The organism is Nonomuraea ferruginea (assembly GCF_039540635.1).
In the GTDB taxonomy this organism is placed as follows: Bacteria; Actinomycetota; Actinomycetes; order Streptosporangiales; family Streptosporangiaceae; genus Nonomuraea; species Nonomuraea ferruginea.
Genome location: NZ_BAABFD010000001.1, coordinates 45,902 through 64,062, shown reverse-complemented (window position 1 = coordinate 64,062; position 18,161 = coordinate 45,902). Strand labels below are relative to the sequence as shown.

General features: G+C 71.1%; 20 protein-coding genes. 12 read left to right on the top strand and 8 right to left on the bottom strand.

What is annotated here, in order from left to right; genetic code table 11:
* Positions 1–23: 23 nt before the first annotated feature.
* The 5 genes from ABD999_RS00285 to ABD999_RS00265 form a co-directional block, all read right to left on the bottom strand.
* The gene (locus ABD999_RS00285) at positions 24–350 is read right to left on the bottom strand and encodes a hypothetical protein (protein ID WP_148030201.1); all 327 of its coding nucleotides are present in this window, start codon (positions 348–350) and stop codon (positions 24–26) included.
* 12 nt (positions 351–362) lie between these two features.
* Positions 363–815, bottom strand: coding sequence for a peroxiredoxin (locus ABD999_RS00280; RefSeq protein ID WP_261808390.1), 453 nt, complete (start codon positions 813–815; stop codon positions 363–365).
* A gap of 39 nt (positions 816–854) precedes the next feature.
* Positions 855–1,283, bottom strand: a complete 429-nt coding sequence (locus ABD999_RS00275) for a DUF3052 domain-containing protein (RefSeq protein ID WP_148030199.1) — start codon at positions 1,281–1,283, stop codon at positions 855–857.
* A 117-nt stretch (positions 1,284–1,400) separates the two neighbouring features.
* On the bottom strand, positions 1,401–1,808 hold the full coding sequence (locus tag ABD999_RS00270; protein WP_271278421.1) for a secondary thiamine-phosphate synthase enzyme YjbQ: 408 nt from the start codon (positions 1,806–1,808) through the stop codon (positions 1,401–1,403).
* A 9-nt stretch (positions 1,809–1,817) separates the two neighbouring features.
* The gene (locus ABD999_RS00265; protein WP_148030197.1) at positions 1,818–2,000 is read right to left on the bottom strand and encodes a DUF1918 domain-containing protein; all 183 of its coding nucleotides are present in this window, start codon (positions 1,998–2,000) and stop codon (positions 1,818–1,820) included.
* Between the two features lie 497 nt (positions 2,001–2,497).
* On the opposite strand from ABD999_RS00265, the gene aceE reads away from it, so the two are divergent.
* From aceE to ABD999_RS00250, 3 genes are all read left to right on the top strand, one after another.
* Complete coding sequence (aceE, locus tag ABD999_RS00260; protein ID WP_148030196.1) at positions 2,498–5,245, top strand: pyruvate dehydrogenase (acetyl-transferring), homodimeric type; 2,748 nt, start codon at positions 2,498–2,500, stop codon at positions 5,243–5,245.
* A 178-nt stretch (positions 5,246–5,423) separates the two neighbouring features.
* Positions 5,424–6,938, top strand: a complete 1,515-nt coding sequence (locus ABD999_RS00255; protein ID WP_219550386.1) for an alpha/beta hydrolase — start codon at positions 5,424–5,426, stop codon at positions 6,936–6,938.
* A gap of 10 nt (positions 6,939–6,948) precedes the next feature.
* Positions 6,949–7,689: a maleylpyruvate isomerase family mycothiol-dependent enzyme gene (locus ABD999_RS00250; RefSeq protein ID WP_271278422.1), complete on the top strand. Its 741-nt coding sequence runs from the start codon at positions 6,949–6,951 to the stop codon at positions 7,687–7,689.
* A 120-nt stretch (positions 7,690–7,809) separates the two neighbouring features.
* On the opposite strand, the gene ABD999_RS00245 is transcribed toward ABD999_RS00250, so the two are convergent.
* The 3 genes from ABD999_RS00245 to ABD999_RS00235 all read right to left on the bottom strand — a co-directional run bounded on the left by ABD999_RS00245 (position 7,810) and on the right by ABD999_RS00235 (position 9,897).
* The gene (locus ABD999_RS00245) at positions 7,810–8,025 is read right to left on the bottom strand and encodes a VOC family protein (RefSeq protein ID WP_271278423.1); all 216 of its coding nucleotides are present in this window, start codon (positions 8,023–8,025) and stop codon (positions 7,810–7,812) included.
* 68 nt (positions 8,026–8,093) lie between these two features.
* Positions 8,094–8,822 carry a helix-turn-helix transcriptional regulator gene (locus ABD999_RS00240; protein ID WP_148030193.1) on the bottom strand — a complete coding sequence of 243 codons (729 nt, stop codon included), beginning with the start codon at positions 8,820–8,822 and terminating at the stop codon, positions 8,094–8,096.
* Positions 8,823–8,877: 55 nt separating this feature from the next.
* Positions 8,878–9,897 (bottom strand): PHP domain-containing protein, encoded by a 1,020-nt coding sequence (locus ABD999_RS00235; RefSeq protein WP_219550394.1) that lies wholly within the window; start codon positions 9,895–9,897, stop codon positions 8,878–8,880.
* A 92-nt stretch (positions 9,898–9,989) separates the two neighbouring features.
* Here ABD999_RS00235 and ABD999_RS00230 point away from each other — a divergent pair, with 92 nt between their 5' ends.
* The 9 genes from ABD999_RS00230 (at position 9,990) to ABD999_RS00190 (ending at position 18,144) form a co-directional block, all read left to right on the top strand.
* On the top strand, positions 9,990–10,406 hold the full coding sequence (locus ABD999_RS00230) for a hypothetical protein (RefSeq protein ID WP_148030191.1): 417 nt from the start codon (positions 9,990–9,992) through the stop codon (positions 10,404–10,406).
* A 3-nt stretch (positions 10,407–10,409) separates the two neighbouring features.
* Positions 10,410–11,558, top strand: coding sequence for a glutathionylspermidine synthase family protein (locus ABD999_RS00225; RefSeq protein ID WP_219550398.1), 1,149 nt, complete (start codon positions 10,410–10,412; stop codon positions 11,556–11,558).
* Entirely contained in the window at positions 11,555–11,986 is a 432-nt protein-coding gene (locus tag ABD999_RS00220; protein ID WP_271278424.1) for a DUF350 domain-containing protein, read from the top strand. Before ABD999_RS00225 ends, ABD999_RS00220 begins: the two co-directional genes overlap by 4 nt.
* Positions 11,987–12,056: 70 nt before the next feature.
* Positions 12,057–13,175 (top strand): PucR family transcriptional regulator, encoded by a 1,119-nt coding sequence (locus ABD999_RS00215; protein WP_148034387.1) that lies wholly within the window; start codon positions 12,057–12,059, stop codon positions 13,173–13,175.
* Positions 13,176–13,283: 108 nt separating this feature from the next.
* Positions 13,284–14,180 carry an ACP S-malonyltransferase gene (locus ABD999_RS00210; RefSeq protein WP_148034386.1) on the top strand — a complete coding sequence of 299 codons (897 nt, stop codon included), beginning with the start codon at positions 13,284–13,286 and terminating at the stop codon, positions 14,178–14,180.
* Positions 14,177–15,133: a beta-ketoacyl-ACP synthase III gene (locus ABD999_RS00205; RefSeq protein WP_271278425.1), complete on the top strand. Its 957-nt coding sequence runs from the start codon at positions 14,177–14,179 to the stop codon at positions 15,131–15,133. The genes ABD999_RS00210 and ABD999_RS00205 overlap by 4 nt, the downstream gene beginning before the upstream one ends.
* 74 nt (positions 15,134–15,207) lie before the next feature.
* Positions 15,208–15,447, top strand: coding sequence for an acyl carrier protein (locus tag ABD999_RS00200; protein WP_148030187.1), 240 nt, complete (start codon positions 15,208–15,210; stop codon positions 15,445–15,447).
* Positions 15,448–15,486: 39 nt separating this feature from the next.
* The gene (locus ABD999_RS00195; RefSeq protein WP_148030186.1) at positions 15,487–16,719 is read left to right on the top strand and encodes a beta-ketoacyl-[acyl-carrier-protein] synthase family protein; all 1,233 of its coding nucleotides are present in this window, start codon (positions 15,487–15,489) and stop codon (positions 16,717–16,719) included.
* Entirely contained in the window at positions 16,720–18,144 is a 1,425-nt protein-coding gene (locus ABD999_RS00190) for an acyl-CoA carboxylase subunit beta (protein ID WP_148030185.1), read from the top strand.
* Positions 18,145–18,161 lie beyond the last annotated feature (17 nt).

Sequence of the window (18,161 nt, the reverse complement as noted above, 5' to 3'; positions counted from 1 at the left end):
TGTCTGGAAAAGTCCCCTGCGTTTCAGGTACGGCCGAGCACGCGGTCGAGCGCAGCCTCGACCTCGGCCGAGAGGCCCGGCGGCGAGCCCGAGGCGAGCAGCGCGCCCGAGTCGACCGGCGTGGTGGTCCTGGCGACCCGCACGGCGCCGCAGGAGCGGCATTCCACCTCTCCGAGCCGGCAGATCAGCGCCGCCGACCCGCATCCCGCACACGTGTCGAGGTCGAGGTCGTGCGACCGTTGACAGTCCGGGCAGACCAGCACCTGGGTTTCGCGGTGGACCCCGCGTCTCCACGGGCTGACGCCCCGGACCGGGTCGGTCTGCCGGGCCCCGCAGCGGTAGCAGGGCATGGTTTCCTCCGTTTAGGCGATGTCGGCGAGTGCCTTGAGGTAGTCGGCGACGTCACGCGCCTCACCGATCGGCTTGACCACCGACCAGCGGATCACGCCCTCGCCGTCGATGATGAAGGTCCCCCGGCGTGCGAAGCCCTTCCCCTCATCGAACACACCGTACGCCCGCGCGACCTGTCCATGTGGCCAGAAATCGGAGAGAAGCGGGAAAGCGTAACCCTCCTGGTCCGCCCAGGCGCGGTGGGCGAAGACGGAGTCGACGGAGACGGTGAGCAGGTGCGCGTCAGCCGGGAAAGCGCGCAGCGCCGAGAGCTCACCGTGACACACCCCGCTGAAGGCCAGCGGGTAGAAGACCAGCACGACACGCGTGCCCCTGAACTCGGACAGCCGCACCGGGCTGCCGTGCTGGTCCTGGAGCTCGAAATCCGGAGCGGTGGCGCCGACCTCGACAGGATGTCCGTTCACACGCCTCATCCTGCCGTACGGGCTGGCGCTCTCGCTCTCCTACCGCCTGCCTTTGGGCGTGACGAGCCGGGTCCCCGACCAGTCGGGTGCGGCGGAGATGCTGCTGGTCTGCGAGAGACCCGCGGTAACGGCGTCCTCACCTATGTCGCTCGGCTCCACGTGGCCGTCGCGCCCGGCCTTGGGCGTGAGAAGCCAGATCTGACCGCCTTCGGCGAGAGATCGCATGGCGTTGGTCAGGGCGTCGAACAGATCCCCGTCACCGTCGCGCCACCACAGCAGCGCCACGTCGACGACGTCGTCGGTGTCCTCGTCGAGCAGTTCGTTGCCGGTCAGGTCCTCGATGGACTCGCGAAGCTTCTCGTCGACGTCCTCGTCCCAGCCGATCTCCTGCACCACCTGACCCGGCTTGAGGCCGAGTCGTTCGGCCAGGCCGCGCTCGCCCTGCGCCTGACCCGCGGTCGCGCTCACGTTTATCCCTCCTGCTTGAGTGGCCCCGCATATGCGGTTTATCGCTTCGGGACAGTCCACACGCTGTGACCCTCAGTCGTCAACGGTCGCCACGGGTACGGCCGTACTCGGCCAGGTTCAACCGGGCAGAAACGACAGCCGAACCTGACGTTGCGTATTGTCGACATTCAGGTCGACCAGGGCGACGGACTGCCAGGTGCCGAGCGCCATCCTGCCGCCCAGCACGGGGATCGTGGCGTACGGCGGCAAGATCGCGGGCATGACATGTGACCTGCCGTGACCCGGCGAACCGTGCCGATGGCGCCAGCGGTCGTCGGCCGGCAGCAGATCTCCGAGCGCCGCCAGCAGGTCGTCGTCGCTGCCCGAGCCCAGCTCCAGCAGGGCGACGCCCGCCGTCGCGTGCGGGACGAAGACGTGCAGCAGCCCGTCTTCACCCTGCTCGCGGACGAAAACGGCGCATTCGGCGGTGATGTCGTGCACCGTCTCTCGTGATCCCGTGGCCACGGAGATGAGTTCGGATCTCACCCGTGAATCCTACTGAGGCACGATGACGGAATCGGGGCCCGGAAACACCAGCGCCGTGTGGCCGTCATCGAACCGCACGATGTACGGAGGCCCCCCGTTGGGCCCCCGGACCTCGATGATGACGCCGGTTCGGTCCCTTTCGCCGACCGTGCTGCCGTGCACGAGAAGCCGGTCGCCTGCCGTCGCATTCATAGGTCCAGATTCGTACGGGGAAGGCCTGGCGAAAAGAGGGGAATCGTCCACGCTTCCCCAAGTGTGGGTAAGAGAGGCCCGAAACACCCTGCCGCGGGCGGGCGCAACGGGGGCCCGCCGGGGGCATGATCGACGCGAAGCTGAGACTTTCCTGGCAATCTTCGCGGGGACCGCGCGGGGGCGAGCCAGTTCGGGCGGACCGACGGACGGGTAGGGGGCGTTGGGGCGACCCGGGAGGTGACGCCACCCCCCGGCGGGGGGATACTCGACCATGTGAGGCAAAATTTCGTAGGTTTTCCGGTCTTGTTAAATTGAACTGCCGTTGTAACCTTGGCCGGTAATTCGTCCTACCATCGGTGGTCTAGGCCACCGATGGCGGCCCTGCCAGCAGGGATGTCCTGGTTACCCATGGGTAGAGATGCACTTTCGACCGTGAGCGACCAGGATGGAAAGCGACCCCAGACCAGACATCAGTCAACCTCGGAAGGCGAGACCCAGTGGCTTCCGGACGCCAGCGTTTCTCGATCATCAGCGACGGCCTACCCAGCCAGTTGCCTGATGTCGATCCCAGTGAGACCAACGAGTGGCTCGAGTCCCTCGACAACGTCGTCAAGACGGAGGGCCGCACGAGAGCCCGCTATCTGATGCTCCGCATTCTGGAGCGGGCGCGCGAGCACCAGGTCGGCGTGCCGGGCCTGCGCAGCACCGACTACATCAACACCATCCCGCCGGAGCGCGAGCCCTGGTTCCCCGGCGACGAGCACGTCGAGCGGCGGATCCGCGCCTACATCCGCTGGAACGCCGCGGTCATGGTGTCGCGGGCCAACGCCCGCACCAACGTGGGCGGCCACATCGCCACCTACGCCTCCGCCGCGTCGCTCTACGAGGTGGGCTTCAACCACTTCTTCCGCGGCAAGGACCACGGCGAGTCGGGCGACCAGGTGTTCTTCCAGGGCCACGCGGCGCCCGGCATCTACGCCCGCGCCTTCCTGGAGGGGCGGCTCAACGAGAGCCAGCTCGACGCGTTCCGTCAGGAGCTGTCGCACGGCTTCCACGGCCTGCCCTCCTACCCGCACCCGCGGCTCATGCCCGACTTCTGGGAGTTCCCGACCGTCTCCATGGGTCTGGGCCCGATCAACGCGATCTACCAGGCGCGGTTCAACCGCTACCTGCTCAACCGCGAGATCAAGGACACCAGCCGCAGCCACGTCTGGGCGTTCCTGGGCGACGGCGAGATGGACGAGCCCGAGTCGCTGGGCGCGATCGGCGTGGCCGCCCGCGAGGAGCTCGACAACCTCACGTTCGTGATCAACTGCAACCTGCAGCGGCTCGACGGTCCGGTACGCGGCAACGGCAAGATCATCCAGGAGCTGGAGGCCTACTTCCGCGGCGCCGGCTGGAACGTCATCAAGGTCGTCTGGGGCCGCGACTGGGACCCGCTGCTGGCCGCCGACGTCGACGGCGTGCTCGTCAACCAGATGAACACGACTCCCGACGGCCAGTTCCAGACCTACTCGGTCGAGTCGGGCGCCTACATCCGCGACCACTTCTTCGGCACCGACCCCCGGCTGCGCAAGATGGCCGAGCACCTCAGCGACGACGACATCCGCAAGCTGTCGCGCGGCGGCCACGACTACCGCAAGGTCTACGCGGCCTTCAAGGCGGCCCGCGAGCACGTCGGCCAGCCGACGGTCATCCTGGCCCAGACCATCAAGGGCTGGACGCTCGGCAAGGACTTCGAGGCGCGCAACGCCACCCACCAGATGAAGAAGCTCACCAAGGCCGAGCTGAAGGAGTTCCGCGACCGGCTCTACCTGCCGATCCCGGACTCCGCCCTGGAGGGTGAGCTCCCGCCGTACTTCCACCCGGGCGAGAACGACCCGGAGATCGAGTACATGAAGGAGCGCCGCGCGGCGCTCGGCGGCGTGCTGCCCAAGCGGGTCAACCGCGCCAAGCCGGTCAAGCTGCCCGGCGACGAGGTCTACAAGGGCTTCACCAAGGGCTCGGGCAAGCAGCAGGTCGCCACCACGATGGCGTTCGTGCGGCTGCTCAAGGACCTCATGCGCGACAAGGAGATCGGCCACCGGTTCGTGCCGGTCATCCCCGACGAGGCGCGCACGTTCGGCCTGGACGCGATGTTCCCGACGGCGAAGATCTACTCGCCGCACGGCCAGATGTACGAGGCCGTCGACCGCGAGCTGCTGCTGTCGTACAAGGAGGCCGTGCAGGGGCAGATCCTGCACGAGGGCATCAGCGAGTCGGGGTCGATGGCGTCGGCGATCGCGGCCGGCACGTCCTACTCCACGCACGGCGAGCCCATGATCCCGATCTACATCTTCTACTCGATGTTCGGGTTCCAGCGCACCGGCGACCAGATGTGGGCCATGGGCGACCAGATGGGCCGGGGCTTCCTGCTCGGCGCCACGGCCGGCCGCACCACGCTCAACGGCGAGGGCCTGCAGCACGAAGACGGGCACTCGCCGCTCATCGCCTCCACCAACCCGGCGGCGATCGTCTACGACCCGTCGTGGGCGTTCGAGGTGGCCCACATCGTCAAGGACGGCCTGCGCCGCATGTACGGCGACAAGCCCGAGGACGTGTTCTACTACCTGACCGTCTACAACGAGCCCTACCTGCAGCCGGCCCAGCCCGACGGCGTCGACGTCGACGGCCTGCTGAAGGGCCTCTACAAGTACGCCGACGGGCCGGAGACGCAGGGGCCGAAGGCCAACATCCTGTCCTCCGGCGTGGCCGGGCCGTGGGCGATGGAGGCCCAGCGGATGCTGGCCGACGACTGGGGCGTGTCGGCCTCCGTCTGGTCGGCCACCTCCTGGACCGAGCTCCGCCGCGAGGCGCTGACCTGCGACGAGCACAACCTGCTCAACCCCGACGCCGAGCAGCGCGTGCCGTACGTGACCCGCGCGCTGTCGCAGGCGGAGGGCCCGTTCGTGGGCGTCAGCGACTACATGAAGGCCGTGCAGGACCAGATCGCGCAGTGGGTCCCGGGCGACTGGTCCTCGCTGGGCACCGACGGGTTCGGCCTGTCCGACACCCGCTCGGCGCTGCGCCGCCACTTCCACGTCGACGCCGCCTCCATCACGCTGGCGGTGCTCACGTCCCTCGTACGCAGGGGCGAGCTCGACGGCGAGGTGCTGCGCGAGGCGATCGCCCGCTACCACCTGAAGAACGGCGTGACCGAGGCCGGCGGCCCGGAGACCAACGACACCCAGTCGATGGGCGTCTGACACATCCGTGAGGCGCGCCCCCGCGAAGAACATGCGCGGGGGCGCCTTCCGTTCCGGGGGCGCCCGTCCCGGGAAGGCGGCGCGCGTGCGGAGGGGTGGCGCGCCGCCCGATCCCGTGCGTGGTCCCGTATTGTGGGCAGGGCTTCCCCCGGAGTCGACAAGGGGGAGACTGTTCGTGATGCGCCGCGTCCTTGCCGCCGCACTCGTGGCCGCCACAGCCGCCATGACGGCCGGCTGTGTCGACACCGCCGAGCCCGCCAGCGACGGATCGCCCGTGGAGCCGACCGGGGGGCAGATCGCGTGGGGCCCGTGCACCGACATCAAGCGTGCCGACGGGGAGCCACCCGCCCGCCAGGACAAGAACGTACGCTGCGGGAAGCTGGCGGTGCCGCTCGACTACTCCGACCCTGAGGGCGAGAAGATCGAGCTGGCCATGATCAAGATCCCGGCGGTCGACCGGGGCAACCGGATCGGCTCGCTGCTGTTCAACTTCGGCGGTCCCGGCGCGTCCGGCGTCGACACGCTCGACCAGGCGGCCAAGGCCCTGTCGTCGCTGCGCGCCCGCTACGACCTGATCAGCTTCGACCCGCGGGGCGTCGAGCGCAGCTCGGGGGTGCGCTGCGGCACGGGGGCCGACCTGGACGAGTTCACCGCGCTGAACACCCTGCCGCCCGGCGAGGAGACCCGCCGCAGGATCAACGAGGCCAACCGGAAGTTCGCCGACTTGTGCGGCCAGGACTCGGGCAAGATCCTGCCGTACGTCGGCACGGTCAACGCCGCCCGCGACATGGACCGGATGCGGACCGCGCTGGGCGACGAGAAGCTCCACTACGTCGGCATGTCGTACGGCACCCAGCTCGGCGCCGTCTACGCGACCCTGTTCCCCGGCAACGTCGGCCGCATGGTGCTGGACGCGCCGCTGGACCCGACGGTCAGCTTCGAGGAGCGCACGCTGGCCCAGACCCGCGGCTTCCAGCACGTCTACCGGAACTTCCTGAAGGCGTGCGTCAAGGAGCGGTGCGAGGTCGGCGCGAGCGTGGAGGCCGCCAACGCGAACGTGGAGAAGCTGCTCAACGACCTGGCGGCGCGGCCGCTCAAGGTCGGCACCCGCGAGCTGACCCAGGGGCTGGCGGCCACCGGGGTGGCGTCGGCGCTCTACTCGGAGCTGAGCTGGCCGTTCCTGGAGACCGCGCTCGGGCAGGCGCTCAAGGGCCAGGGCGGCGCGCTGCTGTATCTGGCCGACACCTACACCGGCCGCAACGAGGACGGCACCTACTCCACCCAGATGACCAGCTTCCCGGCCATCACCTGCGTCGACACGGCCGAGCGGCCCGACGCGCGGACGCTGCGCCGCACGGAAGAGGCCGCGCTGAGGATCTCGCCGCTGTTCGGCAGCGAGGGCTCGGGCGGGATCTGCAGCGTCTGGCCGGCGGCGGGCGGCGACGAGGCCAAGCGGGTGGACGCCACCGGCTCGGCCCCCATCGTGGTGATCGGGGGCAAGAACGACCCGGCGACCCCGTACGAGTGGGCGCCCAAGCTGACCGCCCAGCTCAAGACCGCCACGCTGGTCACGTACGAGGGCGAGGGGCACGGCGCCTACCTGTCGGGCAGCCAGTGCGTCGCCAAGCTGGTCGACTCCTATCTGCTCGACGGCAAGCTGCCCCGGCGCGGCGCGACCTGCCCGGCGGCCTAGGCTCTGACATGTGACGGACTACTGCTCCCTGGTGGAGGACGAGACGGCGCGGGTGGCCCGGCTGGCCGCCGCGCCGGCTGACACGCCGGTGCCCGCGTGCCCGAGCTGGGCTCTCGGCGACCTCATCACGCATCTGGGCACCATGCACCGGTGGGTCACCCACATGGTGTCGACCCGCAACCAGGACCGGCTCTGGTCCCGCGAGGTGCCCAACGGCCTGGACGAGGGCGCGCACGGCGACGCCGCGTGGCTGGCGGAGGGGTCCGCCGAGATGGTGCGGACGCTGCGCGCCACCGACCCGGCGACGCCGCTGTGGACGTGGGGGCCCGGCGGCACCGCGGGCTGGTGGGCCAGGCGGATGGCGTTCGAGCTGGTCGTGCACCGGGTGGACGCCGAGCAGGCGCTCGGCGTGGAGCCCGAGGTGGCCGCAGAGGTGGCGGCCGACGGCGTCGAGGAACTGCTCGGCAACCTGCCGGGCGCCCGGTGGGTGAGCAGGCGGCTGGCGGAGCTGGGCCTGGAGGGCGCGACGTTCCACCTGCACGCGACCGACCTGCCCGGCGAGTGGACGTTCACGCAAGGGCCCGAAGGCGCGGTGACGTGGGAGCGCGGGCACGCCAAGGGCGACGCCGCGGTGCGGGCGCCTGCCCGCGACCTGCTGCTGCTGATGTACGGCAGGCGCTCGTGCGACGGGCTGGAGGTGTTCGGCGACCGGGCGCTGCTGGAGAGGTGGCTCTCGGCCGGCGGGCTGTGAGCCCCGGACGCGCCGCCACTCGGCGGTCGGCGGCGTGTCCGGGGCGGGGGCGCCGCCACTGAGGGCGGCCGGACGCGGGCCCGGGCTTCGCGGGGAAGGCGTACGCCGGGCCCACGACGATCAGTTTCGCCGGTGGAAGCCGCCGAACAGGTTGCCCGAGGTGTCGTGCACGCAGGCGAAGTCGGCGCCGTCGTCGATCATCTTGTGCACCACCTTGCCGCCGAGCGACTCGACCCGCCCGCAGGTCTCCTCGACGTCGGCCACGAGGACGTGGAAGACGGCGTGGGAGGCACCTCGAACCAGGCCACCGTGTTGTCGCTCATCCCATCTCCTCATGTCGCTTTCCGGACGAGAACAAGAATGTGGCGCTCGGGCGACAACCCTATGTCGGTGTTTTCGAACTCCTAATCGAGAAGAGTGCCGTGGACGATCATCTCCGGCACGTCGGCGGCGAAGCCCTCCAGCGGCCGGTCGGGGCAGCGCTCGGCCGAGACGGCGGCGCCGACGATGCGGTCGAGGCGGAAGACGCGCACGTCGTCGCGGAGCCGGCACCACGCCACGAGATACCAGAACCCGCCGCGACCGCCGAGGAAGACGCCGGGCTCCACGTCGCGGGAGGTCAGCGCGCCCTTGGCGTCGGCGTAGTCGAGGCGCAGCACCCTGCGGCGCAGCAGGGCCTCCTCGATGGCGCGGGAGACGCCCTCGGCGCCGAGCGGGCGGGCCGGGCCGCCGGGCTCGGGCGGCTCGGCGACGTGCATGACGCGGCGGGCCAGCTCCCGGGCCAGCTCGCCCTCGCGGCCCGGCATGGCGGCCACGACCTTGCGTAACGCGCTGCGGGCCTGGCGGCCGAACGGCTGGTCACCGGCCCGGCTGAGGGCCACCGCGATGGCCACCGCCTCTGCGGGGGTGAAGTTGAGCGGGGGCAGGGACATCTTCTTGTCGATCGCGTAGCCGCCCCTGCGGCCCGCCTCGGCGTAGATGGGCACCCCGGACTGCTGCAGCGCGGTGATGTCGCGCTCGATGGTGCGCACGCTCACCTCGAACCGCGCGGCGAGCTCGCGGGCCGAACGCGAGCGCGGCGAGATGGCGCGCAGGTCCTCGACGAGCGCGTAGAGCCGGTCGGTGCGGTTCACCCTTGTGACGGTACGCTCCGGCACCGACAATCCCTTGCCCGCCGGGGTTTCCGCGTCAGCGGGCCCACTCCAGGAGCTCGTCGGCGGGCCAGGTGTTGACGATCCGGTCCGGCCCGACACCGCACTGCGCGGCCCGCTCGCAGCCGAACCGCTGCCAGTCGAGCTGGCCGGGCGCGTGCGCGTCGGAGTCGATCGCGAACACGCAACCCTGCTCGTACGCCTGGCGCAGCAGCCGCTTGGGCGGGTCGAGCCGGTCGGGCCTGGAGTTGATCTCGACGGCCACGCCGAACCGGCGGCACGCCTCGAAGACCAGCTCGGCGTCGAACTCCGACTCGGGCCTGCGCGCGCCGCGCTCCCCGCCCGCGCGCACGACCCGCCCGGTGCAGTGGCCGAGCACGTCGACGTGCGGGTTCGCGATCGCGGTGACCATCCTGCGGGTCATCTCCTCACGATCCATGCGGAGCTTGGAGTGGACGCTCGCGACCACCACGTCGAGCCGGCCGAGCAGCTCGGGCTCCTGGTCGAGGCTGCCGTCGAGGTTGATGTCGACCTCGATGCCGGTGAGAATCCTGAACGGGGAGAGCCGGCGGTTGAGCTCGGCGACCACGTCGAGCTGCTCGCGCAGCCGGGCCGGCGGCAGGCCGCGGGCGATGGTCAGTCGCGGCGAGTGGTCGGTCAGCGCCAGATAGTCGTGGCCGAGCGCGCGGGCCGCCTCGGCCATCTCCTCGATGGGCGAGCCGCCGTCGGACCAGTCGGAATGGCTGTGCAGGTCGCCTTTGAGCGCGGCGCGCAGCCCGGCGGCCTCCTCCCCCAGGTCGGCGCCCTCCGTCGCGCGCAGCCTGCGCAGGTAGGTCGGGACCTGCCCGTCGAGCGCCTCACTGATCACCAGGGCGGTCACCTTGCCGATGCCGGGCAGCTCGGCCAGGCCGCCGGACCGCGCGCGCCGTACCAGCTCCTCGCGCGGCAGCTCCGTGACGACGGAGGCGGCGCGGCGGAAGGCGCGCACCCGGTAGGCGGGCTCACCAGCGCGTTCCAGGAGAAAGGCGATCTCCCGGAACGCCTCGACCGGTTCCATACGTTCATCCCTACCAGAAGCGGCCCGACGGGGAATTGTACGGCCGGGCGCGGCCCCGCTAGGCTTTCCGACCGCAAGAGAGCAGGAGCTAGATGGCCCAGACGCCGCACCACGCCGCCACCCCCGGCAAGCCGCCCCCCAAGAAGAAGTCGTCCAACGTCGTGACACTCACCGTCATCGGCGTCGTGTCGGTGATGGTGGTCGGCTACTGCGCGGCCACCTCCAACGCCGAGGACGTCACCGCCGACTGCGTCGACACCAGCCAGCGGGCCGACGACGGCTCCTACATGGTGGTCGAGGACTACTACTGCGACGACGACGACAACGGCGGCACCCACTACTACGGCGGCTCCCGCGCGGCCTATCACTGGTACTACGGCGGGACCAGGGTGGGGCAGCGGGTGCGCAGCGGCACCACGCTCCGCCCCGCCGACGCCACCATCACCAGCCGCGACGGGCGCTCGATCCAGCGGGGCGGCTTCGGCAGCTCCCGCACCGGCGGGGGCTGAGCGGTGCGGCGCGAGCACGGCGCCCCCCGCGAGGGCTGGGAGAAGACCATCGAGGGCCAGGGCCTGGCCTACCACCGGGCGGCCCACCCCGAGGGCCTCAGCAGGCCCTACTGGGACGAGTCGGTCCACTACGTCTTCTCCATGGCGGAGGTGGAGTCGCTGGAGGAGCAGGTCGAGGAGCTGCACGAGATGTGCCTGCGTGCCGCCGGGCACGTGGTCGAGACCGGGCGCTTCGCCGACTTCGCCATCCCCGAGTGGGCCGCCGACGACGTGGCCCGGTCGTGGGAGCGGCGCGACGCCCACCTGTACGCCCGGTTCGACCTGCGCTACGACGGCACCGGCCCGGCCAAGCTGCTGGAGTACAACGCCGACACGCCGACCTCGCTGCTGGAGTCGTCGGTGATCCAGTGGTTCTGGCTGAAGGACGCCCACCCCGGCGACGACCAGTGGAACTCCATCCACGAGCGGCTCATCGACCGGTGGCGCGAGATGCCGCTGCCGGCCGGCGCCACCCACTTCGCCTGGACCAACATGGACGAGACGGGCGAGGAGGCCATGACCCTGGCCTACCTCCAGGAGACCGCCGAGCAGGCGGGCCTGCGCACGGTCGCCGTCGCCATGGAGGACATCGGCTGGGACGCGCTCAACCGGCGCTTCGTCGACATGGACGAGGAGATGATCCGCTCCGTCTTCAAGCTCTACCCGTGGGAGTGGATGCTGTCGGAGCCGTTCGGCCGCCACGCGGTGCGCCACTCGACCTGGATCGAGCCGCTGTGGAAGGCGCTGCTGTCCAACAAGGCGCTGCTCGCCGTGCTGTGGGAGCTGTACCCCGGTCACCCCAGCCTGCTGCCCGCCTACCTCGACGGCCCCCGCGAGCTGGAGTCCTACATCGCCAAGCCGCTGCTCGGCCGTGAGGGCGCCTCGATGCGGATAGTCACCCCGGCCCACACCCAGGAGACAGCGGGCTCCTACGGCCGGGAGGGATACGTCTTCCAGGGCTTCGAGGCCCTGCCCGACTTCGGCGGCCAGCGGCCGGTGCTCGGCGCCTGGGTGATCGGCGACGAGGCGGCCGGGCTGGGCATCCGGGAGACCACCGGCCTGATCACCGACGACACCTCGTCCTTCGTACCTCACCGAATCGAGCTCACATGACTCTGCTGGAGACCCTTCTGCGTGGCGCGGGCGCCATCGCCTCCTACGCGGCCGTCGGCGTCATCCTGATGATCGTCGGCTTCTACGTGATCGACCTGGCGACCCCTGGCCGGCTGAGCGAGGTCATCCGCGGCCAGCGCAACCCGAACGCCACGCTGCTGGCCTCCTCGGCGATGGCCGCCGTGGGGCTCATCGTCGCGGCCTCGATCTGGTCGTCCGGCGGGCGGCTGGCCGAGGGGCTGGCGGGCACCGCCGTGTTCGGCCTGGTCGGCATCGTGGTGCAGACGCTGGCGATGCTGCTGTTCGACCGGGTCGCGGGCATCTCGGTGCGCGATCTGGTCAAGGAACAGGAGCTGCAGCCGGGCGCCAGGCTGCTGGCGGTCACGCACGTCGCGATCGGCCTGATCACCGCCGTCGCGGTCATCTGACGGGACCTGGCACTCTAGGAGCGTGACAGACCGGACCCGGGAGGACACCACTCGCAGGCTTGAGCGGGCCATGGGCGCGCTCGGCACGGCCGCCATGGCCCGCATGGACGAGCAGCTGCCCTGGTTCCGGGCGCTCAGCGCCGAGGACCGCTCGTGGGTGGGGCTGGTGGCCCAGGCGGGCATCGCCGCGTTCGTGGAGTGGTTCCAGTACGCCGGCGAGGACCGCCCGACACCCAGCATCGAGTTCTTCGGCACCGCTCCGCGCGAGCTGAAGCGCTCGATCTCGCTGCAGCAGACCGTCGACATCGTCCGGGTCGTGGTGGAGGTGGTGGAGGCACAGGTCGACCAGTTGGCCGCGCCCGGCGGCGAGGAGCAGCTGGAGCAGGCCATGCTCCGCTACACCCGCGACGTGGCGTTCGCGGCGGCGCACGTCTACGCCCGCGAGGCCGAGGCCAGGGGGGCGTGGGACGCCCGGCTGGAAGCGCTGATCGTGGACGCCCTGGTGCGCGGCGAGGTCGACGACGGACTCCACTCGTGGGCCGCCGCGCTCGGCTGGACGTCCTCCCCCGTGGTCGTGATCGCCGGTCACGCGCCCGACGGCGACCCGCGCGAGGTGATCGACGGGCTGCGCGAGCGGGGCCGCCGCATCGGCATGGAGCTGCTCGCCGGGGTGCAGGCCGACCGGCTGATCGTGATCGTGGGCGGCGCGGGCAGCGTCAACGACGCGGCCCGCCAGGTCGTGGCCCGCTTCGGCCAGGGCCCGATCGTCATCGGGCCCGAGGTGACCGACCTGCACGCCGCCGCCAACTCGGCCAGGGCCGCGCTGGCCGGGCTGAAGGCGAGCTCCGGCTGGCCCGACGCGCCCCGCCCGGTGCACGCCGAGGACCTGCTCGCCGAGCGGGCGCTCGACGGCGACGAGGCCGCCAGGGAGCAGCTCGTGGAGAACGTCTACCTGCCGCTGGCCGGCACCCCGCTGCTCGACACGCTCGCGACTTACCTGGAGCAGGGCACCTCGCTGGAGGCGACCGCGCGGCTGCTGTTCGTGCACCCGAACACGGTGCGCTATCGGCTCAAGAAGATCACCGAACTGACCGGATACCAGCCGACCGAGGGCCGTTCGGCCTTCACGCTGCAGGTCGGGCTCATCCTCGGCCGGCTCGCGGAAAGCGCCGTAACCTGGCGGCCTTAACGTAACCGGAGCGAAACCCGAACTGTGGGGTTCCTACAAAGCACCCCGGACAAAGTGTGTGCAGATCTTCATCAGCGTGTCGGACTTCTACAGGGCATGGTTGACTTCGTGCTTGTACTCGTCGCGCCGGGCCAAGGCGCCCAAACACCAGGTTTCCTCACTCCGTGGCTCGAGCTTCCCGGCGTGGCGGACCGGCTGGCCGCCTGGTCCGACGTGGCCGGGATCGACCTGATCGCCTGCGGCACCGTCGCGGGAGCCGACGAGATCCGCGACACCGCCATCGCCCAGCCGCTGCTCGTGGCCGCGGCCCTGGCCTCCGCCGAGGTGCTCGGCGCGGCGCCCGACGTGCTGGCCGGCCACAGCGTCGGCGAGTTCGCCACCGCGGCGCTGGCCGGCGTGCTGACCCCGGAGCAGGCGCTCGCCCTGGTCAGCGAGCGCGGGCAGGCCATGGCGAAGGCGGCGGCGACCGCCGAGACCGGCATGACCGCGGTGCTCGGCGGCGCCGAGGACGACGTGCTGGCCGCGCTCGACAAGCACGGCCTGACGCCCGCCAACATCAACGGCGCCGGTCAGATCGTCGCGGGCGGCACCGTCGAGCAGCTCGCCGCGCTGAAGGCCGAGCCTCCGGCGCGCGCCCGGCTGATCCCGCTGTCGGTCGCGGGCGCCTTCCACACCGTCCACATGGCCCCCGCCGTCGAGCAGCTGCGCGAGGCCGCCGCCCAGATCGAGCCCGGCGACCCCGAGGTCACGCTGCTGTCCAACGCCGACGGCGCCGCCGTCGCGAGCGGCGGCGAGCTCATGCGCCGCCTCGTCGACCAGGTGAGCAACCCCGTGCGCTGGGACGCCTGCATGGCCACGATGGCCGAGCTGGGCGTCACCCGGATGATCGAGCTGCTGCCCGGCGGCACGCTGACCGGCCTGGCCAGGCGCGGGCTGCGCGGCGTCGAGACCGTGGCGCTCAAGACCCCCGACGACCTCGACGCAGCCAGGGAGCTGATGAAGTGAGGATCCTCGAAACCGCGCCGGGGGCGAAGGTGCTGGCGCTCGGCCACTACCAGCCTTCCACCATCGTCTCCAACGAGCAGCTGTCCAAGACCATGGACACCAGCGACGAGTGGATCCAGTCCCGCGTCGGCATCAAGGAGCGCCGGGTCGCCGGCGACGCGGAGAGCCTGGAAGACATGGCCGCCCAGGCGGGCGGCAAGGCTCTGGCGGCGAGCGGCCTGGCCGCCTCCGACGTCGACCTGGTGATCGTGGCCACCTGCACGCTGGAGAGCCAGATCCCCAACGCCGCCGCGGTGGTGGCGCACCGCCTGGGCATCGACGCGCCCGGCGCGTTCGACGTCAACGCCGCGTGCGCGGGCTTCTGCTACGCGCTCGCCACGGCCGACAACGCCATCCGCGCGGGCTCGGCCAGGCACGTGCTGGTCATCGGCGCGGAGAAGCTGTCGCAGTGGATCGACTGGACCGACCGGTCCACCGCGGTGATCTTCGCCGACGGGGCGGGCGCGGCCGTGGTCGGCCCGTCCGACGCCCCGGGCATCGGCCCGGTGGTCTGGGGCAGCTCGGGCGACAGGTCCGACGCCATCATGATCCCCGACCGTCACGGCTCCCTCCGCCAGGAGGGTCAGACCGTGTTCCGGTGGGCGACCACCGCCCTCCACCCGGTCGCCAAGCAGGCGTGCGAGCGCGCGGGCGTCGACCCGTCCGAGCTGTCCGCCTTCATCCCTCATCAGGCCAACCTGCGCATCATCGAGGCCATCGCCCGCAAGCTGGGCGCCGACAAGGCCGTCGTCGCCCGTGACATCGTGCACGCCGGCAACACCTCGGCCGCCTCGATCCCGCTCGCGCTCTCGCGCATGCTGGAGCGCGGCGAGGTCCGCTCGGGCGAGCTCGCGCTCGTCCTCGGCTTCGGCGCCGGCCTCACGTACGCGGGCCAGGTCATCGAGATCCCCTAGTCCCCCGTACGATCTCTCAGAGCTTGCACGGCCAGTCCGTGCAGAACCCAGGAAACCAAAGGAGAACCAACGACATGGCTGCCACCGAGCAGGAGATCCTCGAGGGCCTCGGCAAGATCATCAACGAGATCACCGGGATCCCGGCCTCTGAGGTGACCCCCGAGAAGAGCTTCGTGGACGACCTCGACATCGACTCCCTGTCCATGGTCGAGATCGCCGTGGCCGCCCAGGACGAGTTCGGCGTCGAGATTCCCGACGACCAGCTGAAGAACCTGAAGACGGTCAAGGACGTCCTCACCTTCATCCAGAACTGAAGTCCGGCAACACCAGCTGATCGACAAGGAGTGCGGAACGTGAGTGCAAACCGGGTACGTGTCGTCGTCACCGGGCTCGGCGCGACGACGCCCGTCGGTGGAGACGCCACTTCCTCCTGGTCGGCGCTCCTCGCCGGTCAGTCGGGCGTCGCGACGCTCACCGAAGACTGGGTCGACACCGTCCCCGTGACGTTCGCGGGGACGGCCGCCGTCGACCCGGCCGAGGTCCTGCCCCGGCCCGAGGCCCGCAGGCTCGACCGCAGCGAGCAGTTCGCCATGGTCGCCGCCCGCGAGGCCTGGCAGGACGCCGGCGCCCCCGAGGTGGCGCCGGAGCGGCTCGGCGTGGTCGTGTCCAGCGGCATCGGCGGCATCAACACCACCCTGTCCGCCTACGACACCTACAAGGAGCGCGGCTGGAACCGGCTGTCGCCCTTCACGGTGCCGATGCTCATGCCCAACGGGCCGGCCGCCTGGATCGGCCTCGACCGGGGCGCCCAGGCCGGGGTGCACGCCACCGTGTCCGCCTGCGCCTCCGGTGCCGAGGCCATCGGCTACGCGATGGACATGATCAGGGCCGGCCGGGCCGACGTGGTGATCGCCGGCGGCACCGAAGCCGCCATCCACGGCCTCAACATCGCGGCGTTCGCCGCCGCCAGGGCCATGTCCACGCGCAACGACGACCCGCAGGGGGCGTCGCGGCCGTGGGACCGCGAGCGCGACGGGTTCGTGCTCGGCGAGGGCGCGGGCATCCTGGTGCTGGAGAGCGAGGAGTTCGCCAGGGCGCGGGGCGCGCGCATCTACGCCTACGCCGCCGGTGTCGGCTACTCGGCCGACTCCCACCACATCACCCAGCCCGAGCCCGAGGGCCGCGGCATCATCATGGCGATGACCCAGGCGCTCACCGACGGCGACCTGACGGGCCAGGACGTCAAGCACGTCAACGCGCACGCCACCGCCACCCCCGCCGGGGACGTCATCGAGGTGCAGGCCGTCGCCAAGGCCATCGGCACCCACCCGCTGGTCACCTCGACCAAGTCCATGACGGGTCACCTCCTGGGCGGCGCGGGCGGCATCGAGTCCGTCTTCACCGTCAAGGCGCTCCACGAGCGGATCGTCCCCGCCACCATCAACCTCAACGACATCGACGACGGCATCGAGGTGGATCTCGTCCACGGCGAGAACCGCACCCTGCCGGAAGGCGACATCGCCGCGGTCAACAACTCGTTCGGTTTCGGCGGCCACAACGTGACCGTCGTGTTCAAGGGGGCTTAAATGACCGTGCTCGACAACCGTGTGCCCACCGAAGGCGCCGACCAGGAGCCTGCTGATCCCCGAGACCCCGTCGTCCGACTCGCCGCGCTCCTCGACGAGGGTTCGCTGCGGCTGATCACTCCCCAGGACAAGAGCGGCGTGCTCGCCGCCATGGGCCGCGTCGAGGGTGTTCCCGTCGTCGCCTTCTGCAGTGACGCCCGCTTCCAGGGCGGCGCGATGGGCAGCGAGGGCTGCGAGCACATCGTGCACGCCTACGACGTGGCCGTCCGTGAGCGGGTGCCGATCCTCGGGATCTGGCATTCCGGCGGTGCGCGACTCGCCGAAGGCGCCGAGTCGCTGCACGCCGTCGGCCGCGTGTTCGCGGCCATGACGAAGGCGTCCGGCATCGTGCCGCAGATCTCGGTCGTGGTCGGCGCGGCCGCCGGCGGCGCCGCCTACGGGCCGGCGCTGACCGACCTGGTGATCCTCGCCGACTCGGGCCGCATCTTCGTCACCGGCCCCGACGTCGTACGCAGCGTCACCGGCGAGAACGTCGACAGCGCCGCGCTGGGCGGTGTCGAGCCCCACAGCAAGCGCAGCGGCGTCGTCCACGTCATCACCAAGACGGAGACCGAGGCGCTGCTCAAGGCGCGCCAGCTGGCCATGCTCCTCGGCCACCAGGGCCGGGTCCGTCCCGCCGGCATCGAGGAGGTCGACTTCTCCAGCCTGCTGCCGGAGTCGGCGCGCCGCGCCTACGACGTCAAGCCGCTGGTCAACGGCCTGCTGGACGAGCCGGGCATCGAGCTCCACCCGAAGTGGGCGCCCAACGTCGTCACGTCGCTGGGCCGGCTGGGCGGCCGCACCGTCGGCGTGATCGCCAACAACCCGATGCGGCTGGGCGGCTGCCTCGACGCCACCTCCGCCGAGAAGGCTGCGCGGTTCGTCCGGATGTGCGACGCCTTCGGGGTGCCGCTGGTCGTGGTCGTGGACGTGCCCGGCTACCTGCCCGGCGTCGGCCAGGAGCATGACGGCGTGGTGCGCCGCGGCGCCAAGCTGCTGCACGCGTTCGCCGAGGCGTCGGTGCCGCGGGTCACGCTGGTCACGCGCAAGGCCTACGGCGGCGCGTACATCGCGATGAACTCCCGCTCGCTGGGCGCCACCAAGGTGTTCGCCTGGCCGACGGCCGAGATCGCGGTCATGGGCCCGGTGGCGGCGGTGCGGATCCTCAAGCGGCGCGAGCTGGCGGCGGCGCCGGAGGAGGAGCGGGCCGACCTGGAGCACCGGCTGGCCGCGGAGCACGAGAAGCTCGCGGGCGGGCTCACCCGCGCGCAGGAGCTGGGCGTCATCGACGAGGTGATCAAGCCGGAGGAGACCCGCGGCGCGATCGCCAAGGTCCTCGCCCAGGCCACTCCCGCCAGGGGCGCGCACGGGAACATCCCGCTGTAGTCCAAGCACGAAAAGGG

Coding starts and splice junctions, on each gene's coding strand:
- ABD999_RS00190 (WP_148030185.1), top strand. CDS start 16,720: ATGACCGTGCTCGACAACCGTGTGCCCACCGAAGGCGCCGACCAGGAG.
- ABD999_RS00285 (WP_148030201.1), bottom strand. CDS start 350: ATGCCCTGCTACCGCTGCGGGGCCCGGCAGACCGACCCGGTCCGGGGC.
- ABD999_RS00215 (WP_148034387.1), top strand. CDS start 12,057: ATGGGCGCGCTCGGCACGGCCGCCATGGCCCGCATGGACGAGCAGCTG.
- ABD999_RS00220 (WP_271278424.1), top strand. CDS start 11,555: ATGACTCTGCTGGAGACCCTTCTGCGTGGCGCGGGCGCCATCGCCTCC.
- ABD999_RS00245 (WP_271278423.1), bottom strand. CDS start 8,025: ATGAGGAGATGGGATGAGCGACAACACGGTGGCCTGGTTCGAGGTGCC.
- ABD999_RS00255 (WP_219550386.1), top strand. CDS start 5,424: ATGCGCCGCGTCCTTGCCGCCGCACTCGTGGCCGCCACAGCCGCCATG.
- ABD999_RS00235 (WP_219550394.1), bottom strand. CDS start 9,897: ATGGAACCGGTCGAGGCGTTCCGGGAGATCGCCTTTCTCCTGGAACGC.
- ABD999_RS00200 (WP_148030187.1), top strand. CDS start 15,208: ATGGCTGCCACCGAGCAGGAGATCCTCGAGGGCCTCGGCAAGATCATC.
- ABD999_RS00230 (WP_148030191.1), top strand. CDS start 9,990: ATGGCCCAGACGCCGCACCACGCCGCCACCCCCGGCAAGCCGCCCCCC.
- ABD999_RS00265 (WP_148030197.1), bottom strand. CDS start 2,000: ATGAATGCGACGGCAGGCGACCGGCTTCTCGTGCACGGCAGCACGGTC.